The organism is Rhizobium sp. USDA 4016, from assembly GCF_056279705.1.
In genome coordinates this window covers 2007828-2022674 of the sequence record NZ_JBWCCY010000004.1, presented here as the reverse complement: position 1 = coordinate 2022674, position 14847 = coordinate 2007828, and the positions used below count along the sequence as shown (strand labels likewise).

19 protein-coding genes and 1 tRNA gene are annotated in these 14847 nt (G+C 59.3%); 9 read left to right on the top strand and 11 right to left on the bottom strand.

Going from position 1 to position 14847, the window contains the following annotated elements; genetic code table 11:
- Positions 1-107 precede the first annotated feature (107 nt).
- The gene (mazG, locus tag ACZ9DP_RS25235) at positions 108-947 is read right to left on the bottom strand and encodes a nucleoside triphosphate pyrophosphohydrolase (protein ID WP_476203926.1); all 840 of its coding nucleotides are present in this window, start codon (positions 945-947) and stop codon (positions 108-110) included.
- 6 nt (positions 948-953) lie between these two features.
- Positions 954-1541 carry a nucleoside deaminase gene (locus ACZ9DP_RS25230; RefSeq protein WP_476203925.1) on the bottom strand — a complete coding sequence of 196 codons (588 nt, stop codon included), beginning with the start codon at positions 1539-1541 and terminating at the stop codon, positions 954-956.
- Between the two features lie 249 nt (positions 1542-1790).
- On the opposite strand from ACZ9DP_RS25230, the gene cysG reads away from it, so the two are divergent.
- From cysG to ACZ9DP_RS25205, 5 genes are read left to right on the top strand one after another with little or no spacing between them, the layout of a single operon-like run.
- On the top strand, positions 1791-3227 hold the full coding sequence (gene cysG / locus ACZ9DP_RS25225; RefSeq protein WP_194729658.1) for a siroheme synthase CysG: 1437 nt from the start codon (positions 1791-1793) through the stop codon (positions 3225-3227).
- 2 nt (positions 3228-3229) lie between these two features.
- Positions 3230-3544, top strand: a complete 315-nt coding sequence (locus ACZ9DP_RS25220) for a DUF2849 domain-containing protein (RefSeq protein WP_194729659.1) — start codon at positions 3230-3232, stop codon at positions 3542-3544.
- An 8-nt stretch (positions 3545-3552) separates the two neighbouring features.
- Positions 3553-5223, top strand: a complete 1671-nt coding sequence (locus tag ACZ9DP_RS25215) for a nitrite/sulfite reductase (protein ID WP_194729660.1) — start codon at positions 3553-3555, stop codon at positions 5221-5223.
- A gap of 10 nt (positions 5224-5233) precedes the next feature.
- Positions 5234-5746, top strand: coding sequence for a DUF934 domain-containing protein (locus ACZ9DP_RS25210; protein WP_194729661.1), 513 nt, complete (start codon positions 5234-5236; stop codon positions 5744-5746).
- A gap of 36 nt (positions 5747-5782) precedes the next feature.
- The gene (locus tag ACZ9DP_RS25205; protein WP_476203924.1) at positions 5783-6994 is read left to right on the top strand and encodes a UbiH/UbiF family hydroxylase; all 1212 of its coding nucleotides are present in this window, start codon (positions 5783-5785) and stop codon (positions 6992-6994) included.
- A gap of 59 nt (positions 6995-7053) precedes the next feature.
- Here ACZ9DP_RS25205 and ACZ9DP_RS25200 read toward each other — a convergent pair whose 3' ends face one another.
- Positions 7054-7803, bottom strand: coding sequence for a cytochrome c biogenesis CcdA family protein (locus ACZ9DP_RS25200; RefSeq protein ID WP_476203923.1), 750 nt, complete (start codon positions 7801-7803; stop codon positions 7054-7056).
- 193 nt (positions 7804-7996) lie between these two features.
- On the opposite strand from ACZ9DP_RS25200, the gene ACZ9DP_RS25195 reads away from it, so the two are divergent.
- Both ACZ9DP_RS25195 and ACZ9DP_RS25190 read left to right on the top strand, forming a co-directional pair.
- Positions 7997-8072 (top strand) — tRNA-Lys (locus ACZ9DP_RS25195).
- Positions 8073-8202: 130 nt separating this feature from the next.
- Positions 8203-8595: a hypothetical protein gene (locus tag ACZ9DP_RS25190; RefSeq protein WP_476203922.1), complete on the top strand. Its 393-nt coding sequence runs from the start codon at positions 8203-8205 to the stop codon at positions 8593-8595.
- A gap of 551 nt (positions 8596-9146) precedes the next feature.
- Here ACZ9DP_RS25190 and ACZ9DP_RS25185 read toward each other — a convergent pair.
- The 5 genes from ACZ9DP_RS25185 to ACZ9DP_RS25165 form a co-directional block, all read right to left on the bottom strand.
- Positions 9147-9875 carry a TylF/MycF/NovP-related O-methyltransferase gene (locus ACZ9DP_RS25185; protein ID WP_476203921.1) on the bottom strand — a complete coding sequence of 243 codons (729 nt, stop codon included), beginning with the start codon at positions 9873-9875 and terminating at the stop codon, positions 9147-9149.
- 215 nt (positions 9876-10090) lie between these two features.
- Positions 10091-10498 carry a hypothetical protein gene (locus ACZ9DP_RS25180; RefSeq protein ID WP_476203919.1) on the bottom strand — a complete coding sequence of 136 codons (408 nt, stop codon included), beginning with the start codon at positions 10496-10498 and terminating at the stop codon, positions 10091-10093.
- A gap of 108 nt (positions 10499-10606) precedes the next feature.
- On the bottom strand, positions 10607-10819 hold the full coding sequence (locus ACZ9DP_RS25175) for a hypothetical protein (RefSeq protein WP_476203918.1): 213 nt from the start codon (positions 10817-10819) through the stop codon (positions 10607-10609).
- A 37-nt stretch (positions 10820-10856) separates the two neighbouring features.
- The gene (locus ACZ9DP_RS25170; RefSeq protein ID WP_194729667.1) at positions 10857-11192 is read right to left on the bottom strand and encodes a hypothetical protein; all 336 of its coding nucleotides are present in this window, start codon (positions 11190-11192) and stop codon (positions 10857-10859) included.
- Between the two features lie 15 nt (positions 11193-11207).
- Complete coding sequence (locus ACZ9DP_RS25165; protein WP_194729668.1) at positions 11208-11372, bottom strand: hypothetical protein; 165 nt, start codon at positions 11370-11372, stop codon at positions 11208-11210.
- 179 nt (positions 11373-11551) lie between these two features.
- On the opposite strand from ACZ9DP_RS25165, the gene ACZ9DP_RS25160 reads away from it, so the two are divergent.
- Positions 11552-12352, top strand: a complete 801-nt coding sequence (locus ACZ9DP_RS25160; protein WP_476203917.1) for a hypothetical protein — start codon at positions 11552-11554, stop codon at positions 12350-12352.
- A gap of 208 nt (positions 12353-12560) precedes the next feature.
- Here ACZ9DP_RS25160 and ACZ9DP_RS25155 read toward each other — a convergent pair whose 3' ends face one another.
- Positions 12561-12746 (bottom strand): hypothetical protein, encoded by a 186-nt coding sequence (locus tag ACZ9DP_RS25155; protein WP_074068045.1) that lies wholly within the window; start codon positions 12744-12746, stop codon positions 12561-12563.
- 192 nt (positions 12747-12938) lie between these two features.
- Entirely contained in the window at positions 12939-13121 is a 183-nt protein-coding gene (locus ACZ9DP_RS25150; RefSeq protein WP_476203916.1) for a DUF3606 domain-containing protein, read from the bottom strand.
- 178 nt (positions 13122-13299) lie between these two features.
- Here ACZ9DP_RS25150 and ACZ9DP_RS25145 point away from each other — a divergent pair, with 178 nt between their 5' ends.
- Positions 13300-13482: a hypothetical protein gene (locus ACZ9DP_RS25145; RefSeq protein ID WP_476203915.1), complete on the top strand. Its 183-nt coding sequence runs from the start codon at positions 13300-13302 to the stop codon at positions 13480-13482.
- A 405-nt stretch (positions 13483-13887) separates the two neighbouring features.
- On the opposite strand, the gene ACZ9DP_RS25140 is transcribed toward ACZ9DP_RS25145, so the two are convergent.
- Positions 13888-14742 carry a helix-turn-helix transcriptional regulator gene (locus ACZ9DP_RS25140; protein WP_074068052.1) on the bottom strand — a complete coding sequence of 285 codons (855 nt, stop codon included), beginning with the start codon at positions 14740-14742 and terminating at the stop codon, positions 13888-13890.
- Positions 14743-14847 lie beyond the last annotated feature (105 nt).

The following is a 14847-nucleotide window of genomic DNA, read 5'->3' as shown; positions in this document are numbered from 1 at the left end:
CAAAGGCGACCTACGGGGGGAGGAGATCCGTCGAGGCCCTGCGGCTTCGCCTTCAGGCACCTATGCCTAAGGCGGCAGATTCGACGAATAAGCGTCGACCCTCGACACTAGCCCCCCGCGACCGCCCGCTCGATCGCCTTGGCGGCCTGCCAGATTTCCTCCATGCGCTCCAGCGTTGCCGCCTCCAGTGTTTCGCCATCTGCTTCAAGCGTTTTCTCGATGTGATTGAATCGACGCCTGAATTTCGTGTTCGTGCCGCGAAGCGCCTGCTCGGGATCGGCCTGTACATGCCGGCCGATATTGGCAATGGCGAAGATCAGGTCGCCGAGTTCATCGCTGACCTTCGCGTGATTGTCCTCCTTGAGTGCGGCACGAAGCTCGCCGATCTCTTCCTCGATCTTGTCGAGGATGGGCTCTGGCGCCGACCAGTCGAAGCCGACCTTTGCTGCGCGTTCCTGCAGTTTCAGCGCTTCTGTGAGCGCGGGGAAGCTCCGCTGCACGGAGCCAAGAAAGCCTGCCTTGAAATCTTCGGAAACGCCGCGCCTTGCGCGCCTTTCGGCACGTTCGTGTTTCTCCGCCTGCTTGATCTCGTCCCACTGCTTCTTGACGCGTTCCGGCGTGTCGGCATCGGATCGCGCGAAGACATGCGGGTGGCGGCGGATCATCTTGCGCGTGATGGCTTCGACGACGTCGCCGAACGTGAATTCGCCGGCTTCCTCGGCCATGCGAGCATGGAAGACGACCTGCAGCAGCAGGTCGCCAAGTTCCTCGCAAAGGTCGTCCATGTCGTTGCGTTCGATCGCATCGGAGACCTCGTAGGCTTCCTCGATCGTATAGGGCTTGATCGTTTCGAAGGTCTGGACGATGTCCCAGGGGCAGCCGGTTTGGGGATCGCGCAGTGCCGCCATGATCTCGATCAGGCGCGAAATATCTTTTGAAGCTTCCATGATATCTCAGTTCAAGGGGATGGCATTGGCGTCTTTGGACGCCTGATAGATGTCGGACAGCGCATCGTAGCGGGCCTTGATGCTGGCGGCCTGCGCTTCCAGACCGGTTTTCAGCGGTTCGTCCTCGGTTTCGATGAGATCGGCGATCGCAAAGCTGTTCCAGAATGCGTTGTGACGGCGGTATCCGCCCGGTTCCAGGCCGAAGACCTCCTTCAGAATCTTCAGATCATGCGGGATGGCAAAGCTGTCGCGCGAATCCTCATGGCTGAAGAAATAATAGAAATTATCGAAACCCGCCCAGGTGATCGCCGACATGCACATGCTGCAGGGCTCGTGCGTCGAGAGAAAGATGAGATCCTTGGTCGAGGGCTTATCGGAGAGTTCGTAAAAGCGCTTCAATGTGTGGACTTCGCCATGCCATAGCGGATTTTCCAGTTCGTTGTTCGTTTCGGCGACGACCAGAGCCAGGTCGGACTTACGCAGGATTGCCGCGCCGAAGACCTTGTTGCCCTCGGAAACGCCGAGCTCGGTGATCGGCAGGATATGCTTCTCGATGACTTCGAGAAGACGGGGAGCAATCGTCTTTTCCCGCATGGTGTTCTCCTGTTTCGTGCAGTTTACCGGTTGCCGCCGGGAAGCGGAATGCATGATCCCGCCGAATCTGCGCATTTGTCACCAACTTATGATGCGCTGCAGCAGCATTTTCAAACGACCGGGCGACTTTTCTCAAATCCTTGAGATGGCGAGCAAAAGAATACGCGCTCAGCGGGGCTTTCGAATTTCTGTTTCTTCAATCCGTTGACCGTAAAAGGCATAGTCGACCAACTTCGAAGTGGAATGATAATGCCTTCCAGCAACGAACAGCTATCGGTGTTTCCCGCATTCTTCCGTGTGGAAGGGCGGATCGCAGCCGTTTTCGGCAATGGAGACGAGGCCTTCGCCAAGGTGCGCCTGTTGCTGAACACGCGCGCCCGCATTGTTGCTTATGCGGACCATCCCGAGGCTGATTATCATTCGTTCCTGATTTCCAATCGAATCGAAACGGTCCGTGGCGCTTTCTCGCCCGAGCAGGTGGACGGTGCGACGCTTGTTTTTGCTGCAACCGGTAATGCTGCCGAAGATCGCGCGGTCGTGGAAGCTGCCCGGGCGGTCAGAGTTCCGGCCAATGCAGTCGACCAGCCGGACTATTGCGATTTCTTCACGCCCGCTCTCGTCAATCGCGCGCCGGTCGCCGTTGCGATCGGCACGGAAGGTGCCGGCCCGGTGCTCGCGCAGATGATCCGTGCGCAGGTCGATCAGTTGCTTTCCCCGTCGCTCGGCCGCCTGGCCGATCTTGCGACGAGCTACCGCAGGACCGTCGAACATCTCGTTCCACGCGGCGTCGCCAGAAGGGTCTTCTGGCGCCGTTTCTTCTCTGGTCGCGTGGCGGACGCCGTTGCAAACGGCAATCTTCCCGAAGCGCGGCGTGCCGCAAACGGCCTCCTGCGCTCGGCGGAAAAGGTTGACGGTCGCGTCTGGCTCGTCGGTGCCGGTCCTGGAGCCGAAGATCTGCTGACGTTGCGCGCCCAGCGCGTGATGATGGAAGCCGACGTCATCGTTTTCGATGCGCTGGTGCCGCAGGCGATCGTCGATATGGGCCGCCGCGATGCCGAGCGCCTTTCGGTCGGCAAGCGCAAGGGTTGCCATTCGAAATCGCAGGAAGAGATCAACGATCTGCTTGTCCAGCTTGGACGCCAGGGCAAGCGCGTCGTGCGCCTGAAATCCGGCGATCCGCTGGTCTATGGCCGGGCAGGGGAGGAGATGGCGGCGCTGCGTGCCGCGGGCATCGGCTACGAGGTCGTTCCGGGCATCACTTCGGCTTTCGCCGCCGCGGCCGATTTCGAGCTGCCGCTGACGCTACGCGGCGTTGCCTCGTCGCTGGTCTTCACGACCGGGCATGATCTGACCGGCGACGTGCTGCCCGATTGGGCAAGCCTTGCCGTGTCCGGCGCGACGATCGCCGTCTATATGGGACGTACTGTCGCAGCTTCGGTCTCCGAGCGGCTGATGAGCGCTGGGCTTCCCGCCGAGACGACCGTTGCCGTCGTCGAGAATGCCAGCCGTGCGGACCGTCGCCTACTGCACGGCATTCTGCGCGATCTTCCCGACTTGCAGCATCGTGACGAGTTGACCGGACCGGTCATGGTCATTATCGGCGATGCCGTCGCAGGCGCCAATTTCGAACTGTCCGAGCCACTGGTGCGCCATGAGGCGACCGCGCCGGAATTTGCAAGGAGCTGAACATGGTCGACAAGGTTCTGACCGCCAACAGGCTGACGGACGGCGTAGCGGTCTGGCTTAACGCCGGCGGCGAATGGGTAACCTCGCTGCAGGATGCGCTCATCGCCCGCCATGCCGAGGCCGTGACGGCTTTGGAAGAGATCGGCAAGAAATCCTATGCCGACAACAAGGTCGTTGACGTTGCCGTCATCGAAGTTCAGGAAACCAACGGAGTTCTATGGCCGCTCCGCCTCCGCGAGCGCATCCGCGCCCAGGGCCCGACCATGGAATATGCGCCGGGCTACAAGCCGGCCGATCCCGAATTCATTGCAGTCTGAGGAAGCTGATGTACCGTTACGACGAATTTGACCACGCCTTTGTCGCCGAGCGCGTCGAGCAGTTTCGCGACCAGGTCCAGCGCCGTCTGTCCGGTGAGCTTGCCGAGGATGCGTTCAAGCCGCTGCGCCTGATGAACGGCGTCTATTTGCAGCTCCATGCCTATATGCTGCGCATCGCCATCCCCTACGGCACGCTCTCCTCGCGCCAGATGCGCATGCTCGCTCATATCGCCCGCACCTACGACCGCGGCTACGGTCACTTCACGACCCGCCAGAACCTGCAGTTCAACTGGCCGAAGCTGTCCGACATGCCGGACGTGCTTGCCGAACTTGCGACGGTCGAGATGCATGCCATGCAGACCTCCGGCAACTGCATTCGCAACGTCACGGCGGATCATTTCGCCGGTGCCGCGGCGGACGAAGTCGCCGATCCGCGTCCCTATGCGGAAATCCTGCGCCAGTGGTCGTCCGTGCATCCGGAATTCTCCTTCCTGCCGCGCAAGTTCAAGATCGCCGTCACCGGCGCCGAGCGCGACCGCGCTGCGATCCAGGTCCACGATATCGGCCTGCATCTGAAGAAGAACGACAAGGGCGAGATCGGCTTTGCCGTTTACGTCGGCGGCGGCCAGGGCCGCACGCCAATGGTCGCCAAGCTGATCCGCGACTTCCTACCGGAAGAGGACCTGCTGTCCTACACGACCGCGATCATGCGCGTTTACAATCTGCACGGCCGCCGCGACAACAAGTACAAGGCGCGCATCAAGATCCTCGTGCACGAGACCGGTGCCGAAGAACTGGCGCGCCAGGTCGAGGTTGAGTTCGTGCAGCTCAAGGATACCGAGCTCAAGCTGCCGGAGAAGGACGTCCAGGCGATCGCCGCCTATTTCGCGCCGCCCGTGCTGCCGGAACGCGCCGAAGGCTGGGAGAACCTTGCCCGCTGGAAGAGGGCCGATCCGGCATTTGCCCGCTGGGTGCAGCAGAACGTAGCGCCCCACAAGAACCCCGATTACGGCATGGTTACGATCTCGCTGAAGCCGATCGGGGGCATCCCGGGTGATGCCTCTGACGCGCAGATGGATGCTGTTGCCGACATCGCCGAGGAATATGCCTTCGACGAAATTCGCGTGAGCCACGAACAGAACCTCATCCTGCCGCACGTGGCGCTGGGCGATCTGGAAGCCGTCTATCGCGGCCTGGTCGCGGCCGATCTCGAAACTGCCAATGCCGGCCTCATCACGGATATTATTGCCTGTCCGGGGCTGGACTATTGCGCGCTCGCCAATGCGCGCTCCATTCCGGTTGCGCAGGAGATTTCCAAGCGATTTGGCGATCCGGCGCGTCAGGCGGAGATCGGCGAACTGAAGATCAAGATTTCAGGCTGCATCAACGCCTGCGGGCATCACCATGTCGGCCATATTGGCCTGCTCGGCGTCGAGAAGAAGGGTGCCGAACTCTATCAGATCACGCTTGGCGGTTCCGGCGACGAACACACCTCGATCGGCGAGATCATCGGCCGCGGCTTCGAACCGGACAAGGTGACGGACGCAATCGAGACGATCGTCGATACCTATCTCGGCATCCGCCGGGACCCGTCTGAAACCTTCCTTGCAGCCTATCGCCGCGTCGGACCGCAGCCTTTCAAGGACGCGCTCTATGGCGCGGCCGCGGAAGCGGCATAAGGAGGGGATGATGACGAAGATTTGGAGAGAAACCGGTTTTGTCGCCAACGATCCCTGGGTGATCGAGAGCGATGAGGTGAAAGCGACCGAAGATCAGAAGCCTCTGCTCGGCCTCGACGAGCTGATCGCCATGGCCGGAGAGAGCAACGATGTCGGGCTTGGTGTGCTCATCAAGCCCGCCGACGACGTCCGCAAGCTCGAGCCTTACCTCGATCGCCTCGATATCGTCGCCGTTGCTTTTCCGGCATTCAGCGACGGCCGTGCCTTCAGCCATGCTTCGCTGCTGCGCGAGCGACTGGGTTATGCCAACGAATTGCGGGCGGTAGGCGATGTGCTAATCGACCAGATCCCGTTGATGCTGCGCGTCGGGATCGACAGCTTCGCCGTGACCAATGAAACGGCGCTCAAGCGCCTTTCCGAAAACCGGCTGCCCGGAATTCCCCATCATTATCAGCCGGCTGTGCGTGACGCGGAGGTCGGCAAGGGCTATAGTTGGCGCCGTCAGGCGAAGCCGGCGGCATAATGCCGGCTCGCCGTCTCTGATGACGGAAGCGATGCAATGAAACATTTCGAAGTGGCTGTGATCGGTGGCGGTCTTGCCGGGATGGTGGCCGCGATCGCGCTGGCCCGCGGCGGCCGCAGCGTGGCGCTGATTGCCCCTCCCGCCGCGACCGAGGACCGGCGCACGACGGCGCTTATGGATCAGTCGATCCGCTTCCTTGATCGCCTGGCGCTCTGGGAAAAGCTGAAGCCCGAGACCGCGCCGCTGAAAAGCATGCGCATCATCGACGGCACACGTCGCCTGCTGCGTGCACCAACCACGACGTTCCGCTCCGTCGAAGTCGGGCTCGACGCCTTCGGCTACAACTTCCCGAACAAGGCTTTGACCGACGTGCTCGAGGCGGCGGTCGCCATCGAAGGCAATATCACGCGCTTCACTGCTTTTGCTGACAGCATTGATATCGGCGAGAATGCCGTTTCCATTATGCTGGCGGGCGGCGAGATGCTGTCTGCAGATTTTGCTGCCGGCGCCGACGGTCGCAAATCGAAGCTTAGGGAAAAAGCCGGCATTGGCGCGCGCAACTGGTCCTATCCGCAGTCGGCCATGGTGCTGAATTTCAGCCATTCGCTGCCGCACGAAAACACCTCGACGGAATTTCACACCGAATGCGGCCCCTTTACCCAGGTGCCCTTGCGCGGCAATCGCTCTAGCCTCGTCTGGGTACAGAATCCGTCGGATGCCGCCGCCGGCCTCGAATTGTCGCTTGCCGAATTGAGCAATGTCGTCGAAGAGCGGATGCAGTCGCTGCTCGGCAAGGTGAGCGTCGAGGAAGGCGTCCAGATTTGGCCGCTTTCGGGCATGATGGCGCACCGCTTCGGCAAGGGCCGGATGGCGCTGATCGGAGAAGCCGCGCACGTCTTCCCGCCGATCGGAGCACAAGGCCTCAATCTCAGCCTGCGCGATATCATGGCGTTGACGGATATTCTCTGCGACCGGGCCGAACTGCCGATACCAGCCGATTCGGGCGATCGGTTTGACCGCAGGCGCCGCGCCGACATCATGACGCGAACGGTCAGCGTCGATTTGCTGAACCGCTCGCTTCTCTCGGGTTTCCTGCCGGTGCAGATGCTGCGCGCCGCGGGCCTCCACATCCTGTCGGCGTTTCCACCGCTACGCAGCGTCGTCATGCGCGAAGGCATCGAGCCGGGTCGGGGATTGCGGGATATTCCGACTGCCTTGCGGGAAAAATTCAGCCGGAAGAAAGGCTGATCTGATCGCGATCGGAACGGCGGCTTACTGTTTGCAAGGCAGGCTATGATGTGCTGCCTTTAGCCAATCCGCATCAAGATCGGAAAGGTCTGCTGGAACCAGATGGCAGTATCGCTGACGAAACCGAAGATGAAGGCGAGCCCCGTGAGCACGAGGAAGCCTCCCATGATCTTTTCGATCGTGCCGAGATGGCGGCGGAAGCGCGCCAGAAAATTCATGAAGGCACCGGAAAAGCCGGCGGCGATCCAGAAGGGAATAGCGAGGCCGAGCGAATAGACCGCGAGAAGCCCCGCGCCGGCGCCGACGGTCTCGCGCGATGCTGCAACCCCCAAAATGGCGCCGAGCACCGGCCCGATGCAGGGCGTCCAGCCGAAGGCGAAGGCAAGTCCCATGATATAGGCGCCGGTCAGCGTCGCCGGCTTTCCGCCGCTCTGGAAACGGGCCTCGCGCGCGAAAAGCCCGATTCGGAAGACGCCGAGGAAGTTTAGCCCCATGAGGATGATGATGAGGCCGCCGATCTTTGCCAGAAGATCCAGATGTTGGCGCATCAGCATTCCGATGCTGGAAGCGCCGGCGCCGAGCGCGACGAAGACCGTGGCGAACCCGAGCGTGAAGAACAGCGCCGAAAACAGCACCCCGCGCCGGACGTCGGGCGCAACCGCGACAGCATTGCCGCCCCGGAACTGCTCGACGGATATGCCCGCCATGTAGCAGAGATAGGGCGGAACGAGGGGAAGCACGCAGGGGGAGAGAAAGGAGAGGGCACCCGCAAGCAGGGCGCTCAACAGGGAAATATCGGCAATCGACACGCATTCTCTCCGTCTGAATTTGGCGGATGTTTAGCGCCGCAACCCACCGAATGCCAATCACCTTTTCGAGCCTCGGCAAGAAATATGCCTAACGCGGCGAAAAAGGGAGATTTTTCGGTTGACCGCAATAGGTCGCCTGCATATGTTCCGCGCACTTCCGGCCGGGGCTGTTTTTGAGTTCAAGGCGTCAAGGGAGAGCGTAGCTCAGCTGGTAGAGCAACTGACTTTTAATCAGTAGGTCATGGGTTCGAGCCCCATCGCTCTCACCAAAAAACATTAATAAAAGCAATAAGTTACTGCTTCATAGCTGAAACGATTTCGACCGACGAATCGCCTTGGGGGAAAATCTGGGGGGAAGTTGGCTTCCCGTTTCCCCGGCAATCTGGCATCCTTGCGGCCATGCCAGCGCCATCGAAGGCCCGACTTCGCCCGACCCTCGTGCCTAATCCCTACTTCTCCCGCGCTCATCCGGCCGATTCAGCAAACCCGCGCAAAATTGCGGCTGTCGTCAACATCCGTGAAAGCGCAATAACCACGCTCGCCTCGCGCGGTGTACTTGATGCCGCCCAGGTCGCCGCTGCTGATCGTTTCCGCGCCCTCTTTGAGGCGATGGGTGGGAAGGGCGCAAGCGCCATCGACTACGGCCGCGAACATGTCGACGGCGGCAAGGTCCGGGACCCGATCACCGAACGGCAAGTGAATTCCGGCAAGGAACTCGCCCGATGCCGGGCACTGCTCGGAGCGCGGCTTATGGGCTCGTGTCTGCGGTGTGCGGCGAAGGCTATTCGCTGACTGAGCTCCTGGTGAGCAAGCGCGAGCGGCTGACGGCGGCCGACATGCTCCGCATGGGGCTGGACGACCTCGCCGGGCTGTGGGGCATTGCGACCCGCCGCTGATGCCCCGGTCGTGGCGGCGATGTCAGCGGCGAAGCTATCCACCGGATATCAAATTGCCGATTACTCGGAGCACAATGCCCGTAGTGCACGAGGCCGGACGACGCCGAAGTCGTGAATATCTTGACGTACTCGCCACTGACGCGATTAATCGTCATTAGGTAGCTATATGTCTCCACAGCAGCGTGCTTACACTCGAACATCAATTCAGTATCGCTGACCTTTGCTGTTAGCGTATTTTCCCGGCATCCCGCCTGAACCGTGTAAGTGCTTGAACCGTCAGGTGGGGTGTCGATCACAACGACATCTGTGCCAGTGATTGCAGAAGCAGAGCCCTTCTCATCGACGGTTTTGGTAAGCTTGCAGACGATGAAAGTCTGATCGGCCCATGCGTTAGATACGAGAAGCGACGCAGCAAGTGCCACTCCTATAAACCGTCTTCTTGGAAGTTTACGGTCCGCGCCTTACAAGGAAAACTCTTGCTTGCGGCAAGTATGAGGGCATCGGTTCTGCGATGAGATCAGAATGGTCAGCAAGAAACTCCCCGAACGCTTCCTTCTGGCCGACTTCGTTTTGCTCCTCACGCCAACCCCAATCATCAAACATAACGACGGCCTGATTGTGGATGTGGGGCTCAGAAAAGTTCAGAGCATCCTTAGACGCAGAGTAGATATCGCAGTCAATCATGATGAGACTTGCCTTCTCGATTGCATGATGCCGGCGGGTCTCTTCCGTGAGCGTATCCTTGAACCACCCCTTCACGAGAGTGATCCGCCCAAGGTCGACCTGCTGACGTTTGAGGTAATTCCGAGTTGCCTGAATGGTTGAGTGAAATTCACCTTTGGCCCAGCCCTCCTTGTCGGCCTCCACTGGCAGTCCCGCGAAGGAGTCGAACCCGATGAGGCGCATATGGTTTAGACCCGCGTCACGTAGAGTTCTGTACGTGCAGGCCAGCGAGGTTCCTCGGCTGACCCCGAATTCGAGATAGTCTCCTAGACGCTCGGAAGGCTCTAGTTCTTGAAGCTTCGCAACGGCTTGGCGAACGCAGTCACAGAAAGCGTCCTCGGGCACCAAGGGCCACCAGGGTGTCCAGCCTCTTGCCCGGAGCGCCCGCCACGTTTGGCGCGCTGGCCTCTCCAGACCGACGACGCGAGCTACGCTTCTGAAAAGCTCTCTCATAGCACACCCCTCTCTTTTAAAGACAGATTTCATAATGGGACCAACATACGTGAGAATACAATTGAGAAACCAAAATTTCTTCACGTCAAAGTGCAGTCGCTTATCGGTCGTGCTTGACGAAATGGGAATTAAATCCTATTTTGTTCTCATGCCAACCTACAGCGAGCTCATTGAATACTATGGCTAAACGGCAAATTGCTTCTGATCATTTCCAGTCATTCGCCGTGCTTCAGTTCTGCCTTTGCCGCGGCGGCCTCGACAGTCAACTCCTTGACCTTTGCGGCAGTGAAGATTTCCCGGCCTCGACGCGCCGGGCAATGAGAGCCTGAATGTCCGGTTCGGCTTTGGCGACTGGCCGACCGCACCTGAATTTGAGGTAATCTCGTGCCTAACCAGCCGGTGAACCCGCCTTCATCGCGCCGGTATTTGAAAAGCTTTTGGGCGGTGGCCAGCTCCCGCCCTATTTCGAAAATGGCATCAAGCTGAATCCGCTCCACGTTCTGAGCGTGGTGTTCAAGCTGTTGGTCGACGGCGGCGGTGAAGGTATCGTCGTCTAACTCGGGTAAATACGAAGCATGCTTCGCATCTCTTATATTGTCACTTTCGGCAATTGCTCTAAGCATTTGCGCCGTTCTCGGCCCGAACGGCAAGTCATTCTTTTACGGAAATCCCAAATGAAAACAGGCATCCGCAAGGATGCCGTCATTCAAGATCAATGAAGAACGGCGACCTCACACCTTGCCCTTCTTCGCTAGCACGTCGGCGGCATCGAATGCACCTTTGGCACCCGCCTCGTTGGCATGGAACATGACGACAGTGACGCCAATTTGGGCGGTCGGTGCATACATGGGCGTGCTGAACGACGAGCCGCTATAGCTTCCATAAGCTGTGTTGCCGTAGACCGTGGCTTGCCCGAAACCGCTTGTATTAGTGTTCATACCCACGAAACGCGACCCCTGCGCCGTTTGAGCCTGTTCAAGCCTAAAATGGGTATATCCACGCTTTAGGGTAGCCTCTGCCGCCTTCTTCATCGTGATCGCCCCCGCTGCGCTGGTGAAAATCAACCCGCTTGCGTTTGTATCGAGCCGTCCACATCGATCCAGCACTCGTGACCACCATGCCTTTGCGGTAGGGCAGTGCGCGCTGCCACGTGCCGCAATATTTGATGCCGCTGGCTTCCAATGCGTCGAGGCGGCCCTTGTGCTCAAGCAGAACGGACTTCAGCGCGTCGAGTAATTGGTAGGCCTCGCCCTTCGTCATCGGCTTCGTGAGCGCGTCGACCCCGAATTGTTTCATCATCTCGTCGGTCAAAGACATGCCGTATCTCCCGGTTCAGGCCCACTCGATGCCAGTCACCTGGGCGATTGCGTTATCGCGAAGACGCTCGGCGGCGAATGCGACCAGGGCCTGGACGGCGACGCTATTTGTTTGAAACATCGAGACGAGGTTCGTGCCGGCTCCGGTGGTGCTGTCCTGTACAAGCGCAGCGTCCAGCATTTCGATTGTCGACCTAGATGCTGACACTGGCAAAGCGGGCGAAATGCCGATCGGGCCGAACCTTGTGCTCGAGACCTCTGCAGGCAACTACCAGCCGTTCGTCTTATTCGATCGCGCACTGTCCGCTGCCGAGACAAAGCCGCTGGCGGCCGCCCTGAAGCGTGCCACAGGCTCAGACCATGGCACAGCCGATGTCGCCCAACGACAACAGCCCGCGCAAGGTGCGGCAGCCACGCTATCGCGGTACGCTTCCGGCGCTCCGCTGGCTCTTCGACAATTATCCGGCGTTGGCACCAGCGATGGCCGCTGCCTTGCCAAAACCCGCGAGCAACTGGTCTGCAGAGATTGCCGACAACCGACAAGAAATTCCCCCTACGATCGGCGAGTTGATGACGGCTGTAGAGGGCGCCGAGCAAAAGATCGAACAAGACGAAAAGACTGGCGAGCGCATCTCATTCGGCCCACTCAAGTTCTTGCGTGGGCGGTTGGTCGAATGGGCGGTGACCAAAAAGGGTCACAAACTTCGACCGGTAGATCGGGTTGCTCCGGGGAGTTCCACCAAAACCTCGCAGCGCAATCCTGGCCGCTACCTGTCTACGAAGGCTACGACACCGTCACCTTTCGAAGCCACACCACTCGCCAGGAATATGTCTGACCGGCCCGTGCTGCCGCCGATGCTGGATCCGCTTACCGATGTCGAGGAAGGTCGACGGCTGCTGCGCAGTCTGTGCATCGATGGTGCTGTGTCGTTCGAGAAGCTGCCTGTCGGCGCAATGAAGTGTGAGGATGCGGTAGCTAAGGGCGCAGTTTTTCTGGGCGGCATGTCAAACCCCAAGGGAAACACGTCCAGCGGCGCTCCAGCTTGGGAGACGCCCGAGGTTCAAACAAGGCGAAGCGGCAGCCGTGATCGAAGAAGTTGCCGGTCGAGGCACACTCAAATCAATCGGCATCCGGCTTGGATACGCCGAAGAATACGCTGACCGGGCTGGTAAGGCTGCGCTAGTTGAAGCTGCCAGAACTCTGACAGCGGCGAACAATAACGAGAAAGTTGCAGCCCATGTGCCCAAACGTGGCGCATTGTGACGTATAGGTATGAAAGAGGCCGCCATTGCGCGGCCTTCTCCGTTTGGGGCGCTGCCGATCCGCGGACGTATTAACTCGCGTTGATCGCCGGGACTGTCCCGAACCCTACCGCCACCGCGGCTCTCGTGTTGCGTTGTGCAGCAGTTCGCTGGCGGACGCGAATGGTCCAAACAATTGTAGCAGTCGAGCCTCTTCCTCCTCCTTAAGTCGGCGCCGTTTGGAAAAATCCTTGACCGACCAAACACGGGTCGTGGCTCCGGTGCCGATGTTATTCGGTTCCACTCGCTGCATACGTTACTCCTCCCATACAGTTGGGGAGACCTATACCAAAGTATAATTTAGAAAGAAATAAAATAAGTCGTGTTGGCGCCTTTTTTGCGTCGTTCAGCCATTACCTGGCGCGCCTCCTCCGCGAACGAAAGGTGATTGTGCGGCTGGTTGAGGTCCGGAACCGATAAACCGGGCGCCTCCCTGCCGCTTTTGCTATTTGATCTTTTCTGCCGCCTTATTCGCGGCCTCACGATCAGATCCGTGCTTCTTGATAATTGCCTCAGCCTTATCCCGGCTGATCCCGTTCTTCTTGGCGAAGTAGCTAACCTCGTAAGGTTCGCCGCCAGCGACCTTGTTGCGGTCTGCGGCTCCACGCTTGCTCTTGTCGTCTGCCATAGCTGGCCTCCTTCCACTGCAGGTGCTGAACGTATGACGGAATCCAAGGTTCCGGATCGGCGCTCAGCGGAGGCCAAAGTCTGGCATCGTCTTTACTATACAGCAGAGTGGAAACGACTGCGCCAATACCAGTTGGCAATGGAACCTCTTTGTCGTTTCTGCCTGATCACGGGAAGAGGTGACCGAGGCGACGATCGTCGACCACATCAAAGCTCACAAGGGCAGCGGCGAATTTTTCTTCGATCCGTCGAACCTGCAGTCATTTTGCAAACATCATCACGATAGTGCGAAGAAGATGATTGATCACGGCAAGATGGTCGTGACCTATGGCCTCGATGGTTATCCAATTGAGATGGGGTAGCGGCTTCGCCTTCGTCCTCGGCATCGCAGGCGCGTACATGGGGGTACGGCGAGACGGGCGTTCGGGCACGGTGAGGCCGCAGGGGGCTGCCGACGCTTCAGTTGGATGATGCGGAGCGCAGGAGCGGAGTAGCTCTTGTGGAGTTACTGGTCCGTGCTGGATTGACCTCCTCGAAGGGGGAGGCGAAGGGCGATCTCGGCGCGCGGTGTGCGGGTCAACGAACGTCCGAGAAAGACCTTGCTTTATCAGACCCCAGCGGAGAGGTTTGCAGAGTGTGTTGCAGCGACCGTTGAACTCGCCGCTCAAAGCGACACCAATGATCGATATATCAAAGGAAATAAGACGATGGGCGGAGCCGCGCCACAGAGTTCGCCCGCGGTCGATATTGGACCGGGGTCAGTTAATTTATTTGTTTCGCCAGCGTGAGGGCGAATGGCCTTTGTGAGCGCGGAACAACCGCGCAAAATGGCTCGGACTCTCGATCCCGCAGAGCGCGGCGACCTCGATGATAGGCAGGTCCGTTTCCCTCAAAAGACGAGCTGCACGGTCCATGCGGCGGCGGGATATCACTTCCAAAGGCGTTTGGCCTGTTGCTCCGCGAAAAGTCCGGAAGAAGTGCCCCTCCGAGATGCCAAGTGGGAGTGACAGGTCAGAGATCGAAATCGGTTCTGCCAGCCTTGCATCAATTCTCTCGTAGGTGTCACGAAGTTGTCGTCTCGTTAGAGCGTTCTTTACCGACGTCCCGCGCTGACCGCGTCCTGCAACTCTGTTCGAGAGGTACTCGGAAAGAGCAAGAGCCATCGTCGAGCAGTAGGTCACATCCAGATTGCCTTCACGATGATAGAGGCCGCACATCTGCGCCGTCATGCCATAAATGAAGTCGTCGCGATCAACGAGGAATGACTTGGCGTTACGGAGCTTTGGGCTTCCCACAACCGGATCGATGGCAATCGCACCCCATTCCCATGCGACGTCGCGGAGCACAAGCTCGCGATTGCAGCCTGCAGGCAGAAAGGAAACCATGCCCTTCACGTCGCGGCCCTCATAGCGAAATCCGTCGTCGGTTCGAAATGCATGATGCGCTGCGCCGCCATTCAGCGTCACCATGACCAGATGGAAGTCTGGTGCTATCTTGCCTTCGACTTCTCCTGTCTGCCCCCGCCGCGCGGTTTCGAAACGACCGCCGGGCCACTCTATTCGCAGATGATCCTGAGGCGGCTGGGTCAATTGCCAGCCTTCGATCCTGGTCTTCTGTTGCATCGACGCCCCGCTCCAGCCATACGCCTGCAAGGCACATCTTGCAGGTGAGATGCTGAACGATACGACTGGTTGCGGGCGTATGCATTTAGGAAATCGTAGGTCTTC

What these genes read in the sequence shown, in the direction of transcription:
- mazG (WP_476203926.1), bottom strand. Translation starts at nt 947, where the DNA reads ATGGAAGCTTCAAAAGATATTTCGCGCCTGATCGAGATCATGGCGGCA.
- ACZ9DP_RS25230 (WP_476203925.1), bottom strand. Translation starts at nt 1,541, where the DNA reads ATGCGGGAAAAGACGATTGCTCCCCGTCTTCTCGAAGTCATCGAGAAG.
- cysG (WP_194729658.1), top strand. Translation starts at nt 1,791, where the DNA reads ATGCCTTCCAGCAACGAACAGCTATCGGTGTTTCCCGCATTCTTCCGT.
- ACZ9DP_RS25220 (WP_194729659.1), top strand. Translation starts at nt 3,230, where the DNA reads ATGGTCGACAAGGTTCTGACCGCCAACAGGCTGACGGACGGCGTAGCG.
- ACZ9DP_RS25215 (WP_194729660.1), top strand. Translation starts at nt 3,553, where the DNA reads ATGTACCGTTACGACGAATTTGACCACGCCTTTGTCGCCGAGCGCGTC.
- ACZ9DP_RS25210 (WP_194729661.1), top strand. Translation starts at nt 5,234, where the DNA reads ATGACGAAGATTTGGAGAGAAACCGGTTTTGTCGCCAACGATCCCTGG.
- ACZ9DP_RS25205 (WP_476203924.1), top strand. Translation starts at nt 5,783, where the DNA reads ATGAAACATTTCGAAGTGGCTGTGATCGGTGGCGGTCTTGCCGGGATG.
- ACZ9DP_RS25190 (WP_476203922.1), top strand. Translation starts at nt 8,203, where the DNA reads ATGCCAGCGCCATCGAAGGCCCGACTTCGCCCGACCCTCGTGCCTAAT.
- ACZ9DP_RS25185 (WP_476203921.1), bottom strand. Translation starts at nt 9,875, where the DNA reads ATGAGAGAGCTTTTCAGAAGCGTAGCTCGCGTCGTCGGTCTGGAGAGG.
- ACZ9DP_RS25180 (WP_476203919.1), bottom strand. Translation starts at nt 10,498, where the DNA reads ATGCTTAGAGCAATTGCCGAAAGTGACAATATAAGAGATGCGAAGCAT.
- ACZ9DP_RS25170 (WP_194729667.1), bottom strand. Translation starts at nt 11,192, where the DNA reads ATGTCTTTGACCGACGAGATGATGAAACAATTCGGGGTCGACGCGCTC.
- ACZ9DP_RS25165 (WP_194729668.1), bottom strand. Translation starts at nt 11,372, where the DNA reads ATGCTGGACGCTGCGCTTGTACAGGACAGCACCACCGGAGCCGGCACG.
- ACZ9DP_RS25160 (WP_476203917.1), top strand. Translation starts at nt 11,552, where the DNA reads ATGGCACAGCCGATGTCGCCCAACGACAACAGCCCGCGCAAGGTGCGG.
- ACZ9DP_RS25155 (WP_074068045.1), bottom strand. Translation starts at nt 12,746, where the DNA reads ATGCAGCGAGTGGAACCGAATAACATCGGCACCGGAGCCACGACCCGT.
- ACZ9DP_RS25150 (WP_476203916.1), bottom strand. Translation starts at nt 13,121, where the DNA reads ATGGCAGACGACAAGAGCAAGCGTGGAGCCGCAGACCGCAACAAGGTC.
- ACZ9DP_RS25140 (WP_074068052.1), bottom strand. Translation starts at nt 14,742, where the DNA reads ATGCAACAGAAGACCAGGATCGAAGGCTGGCAATTGACCCAGCCGCCT.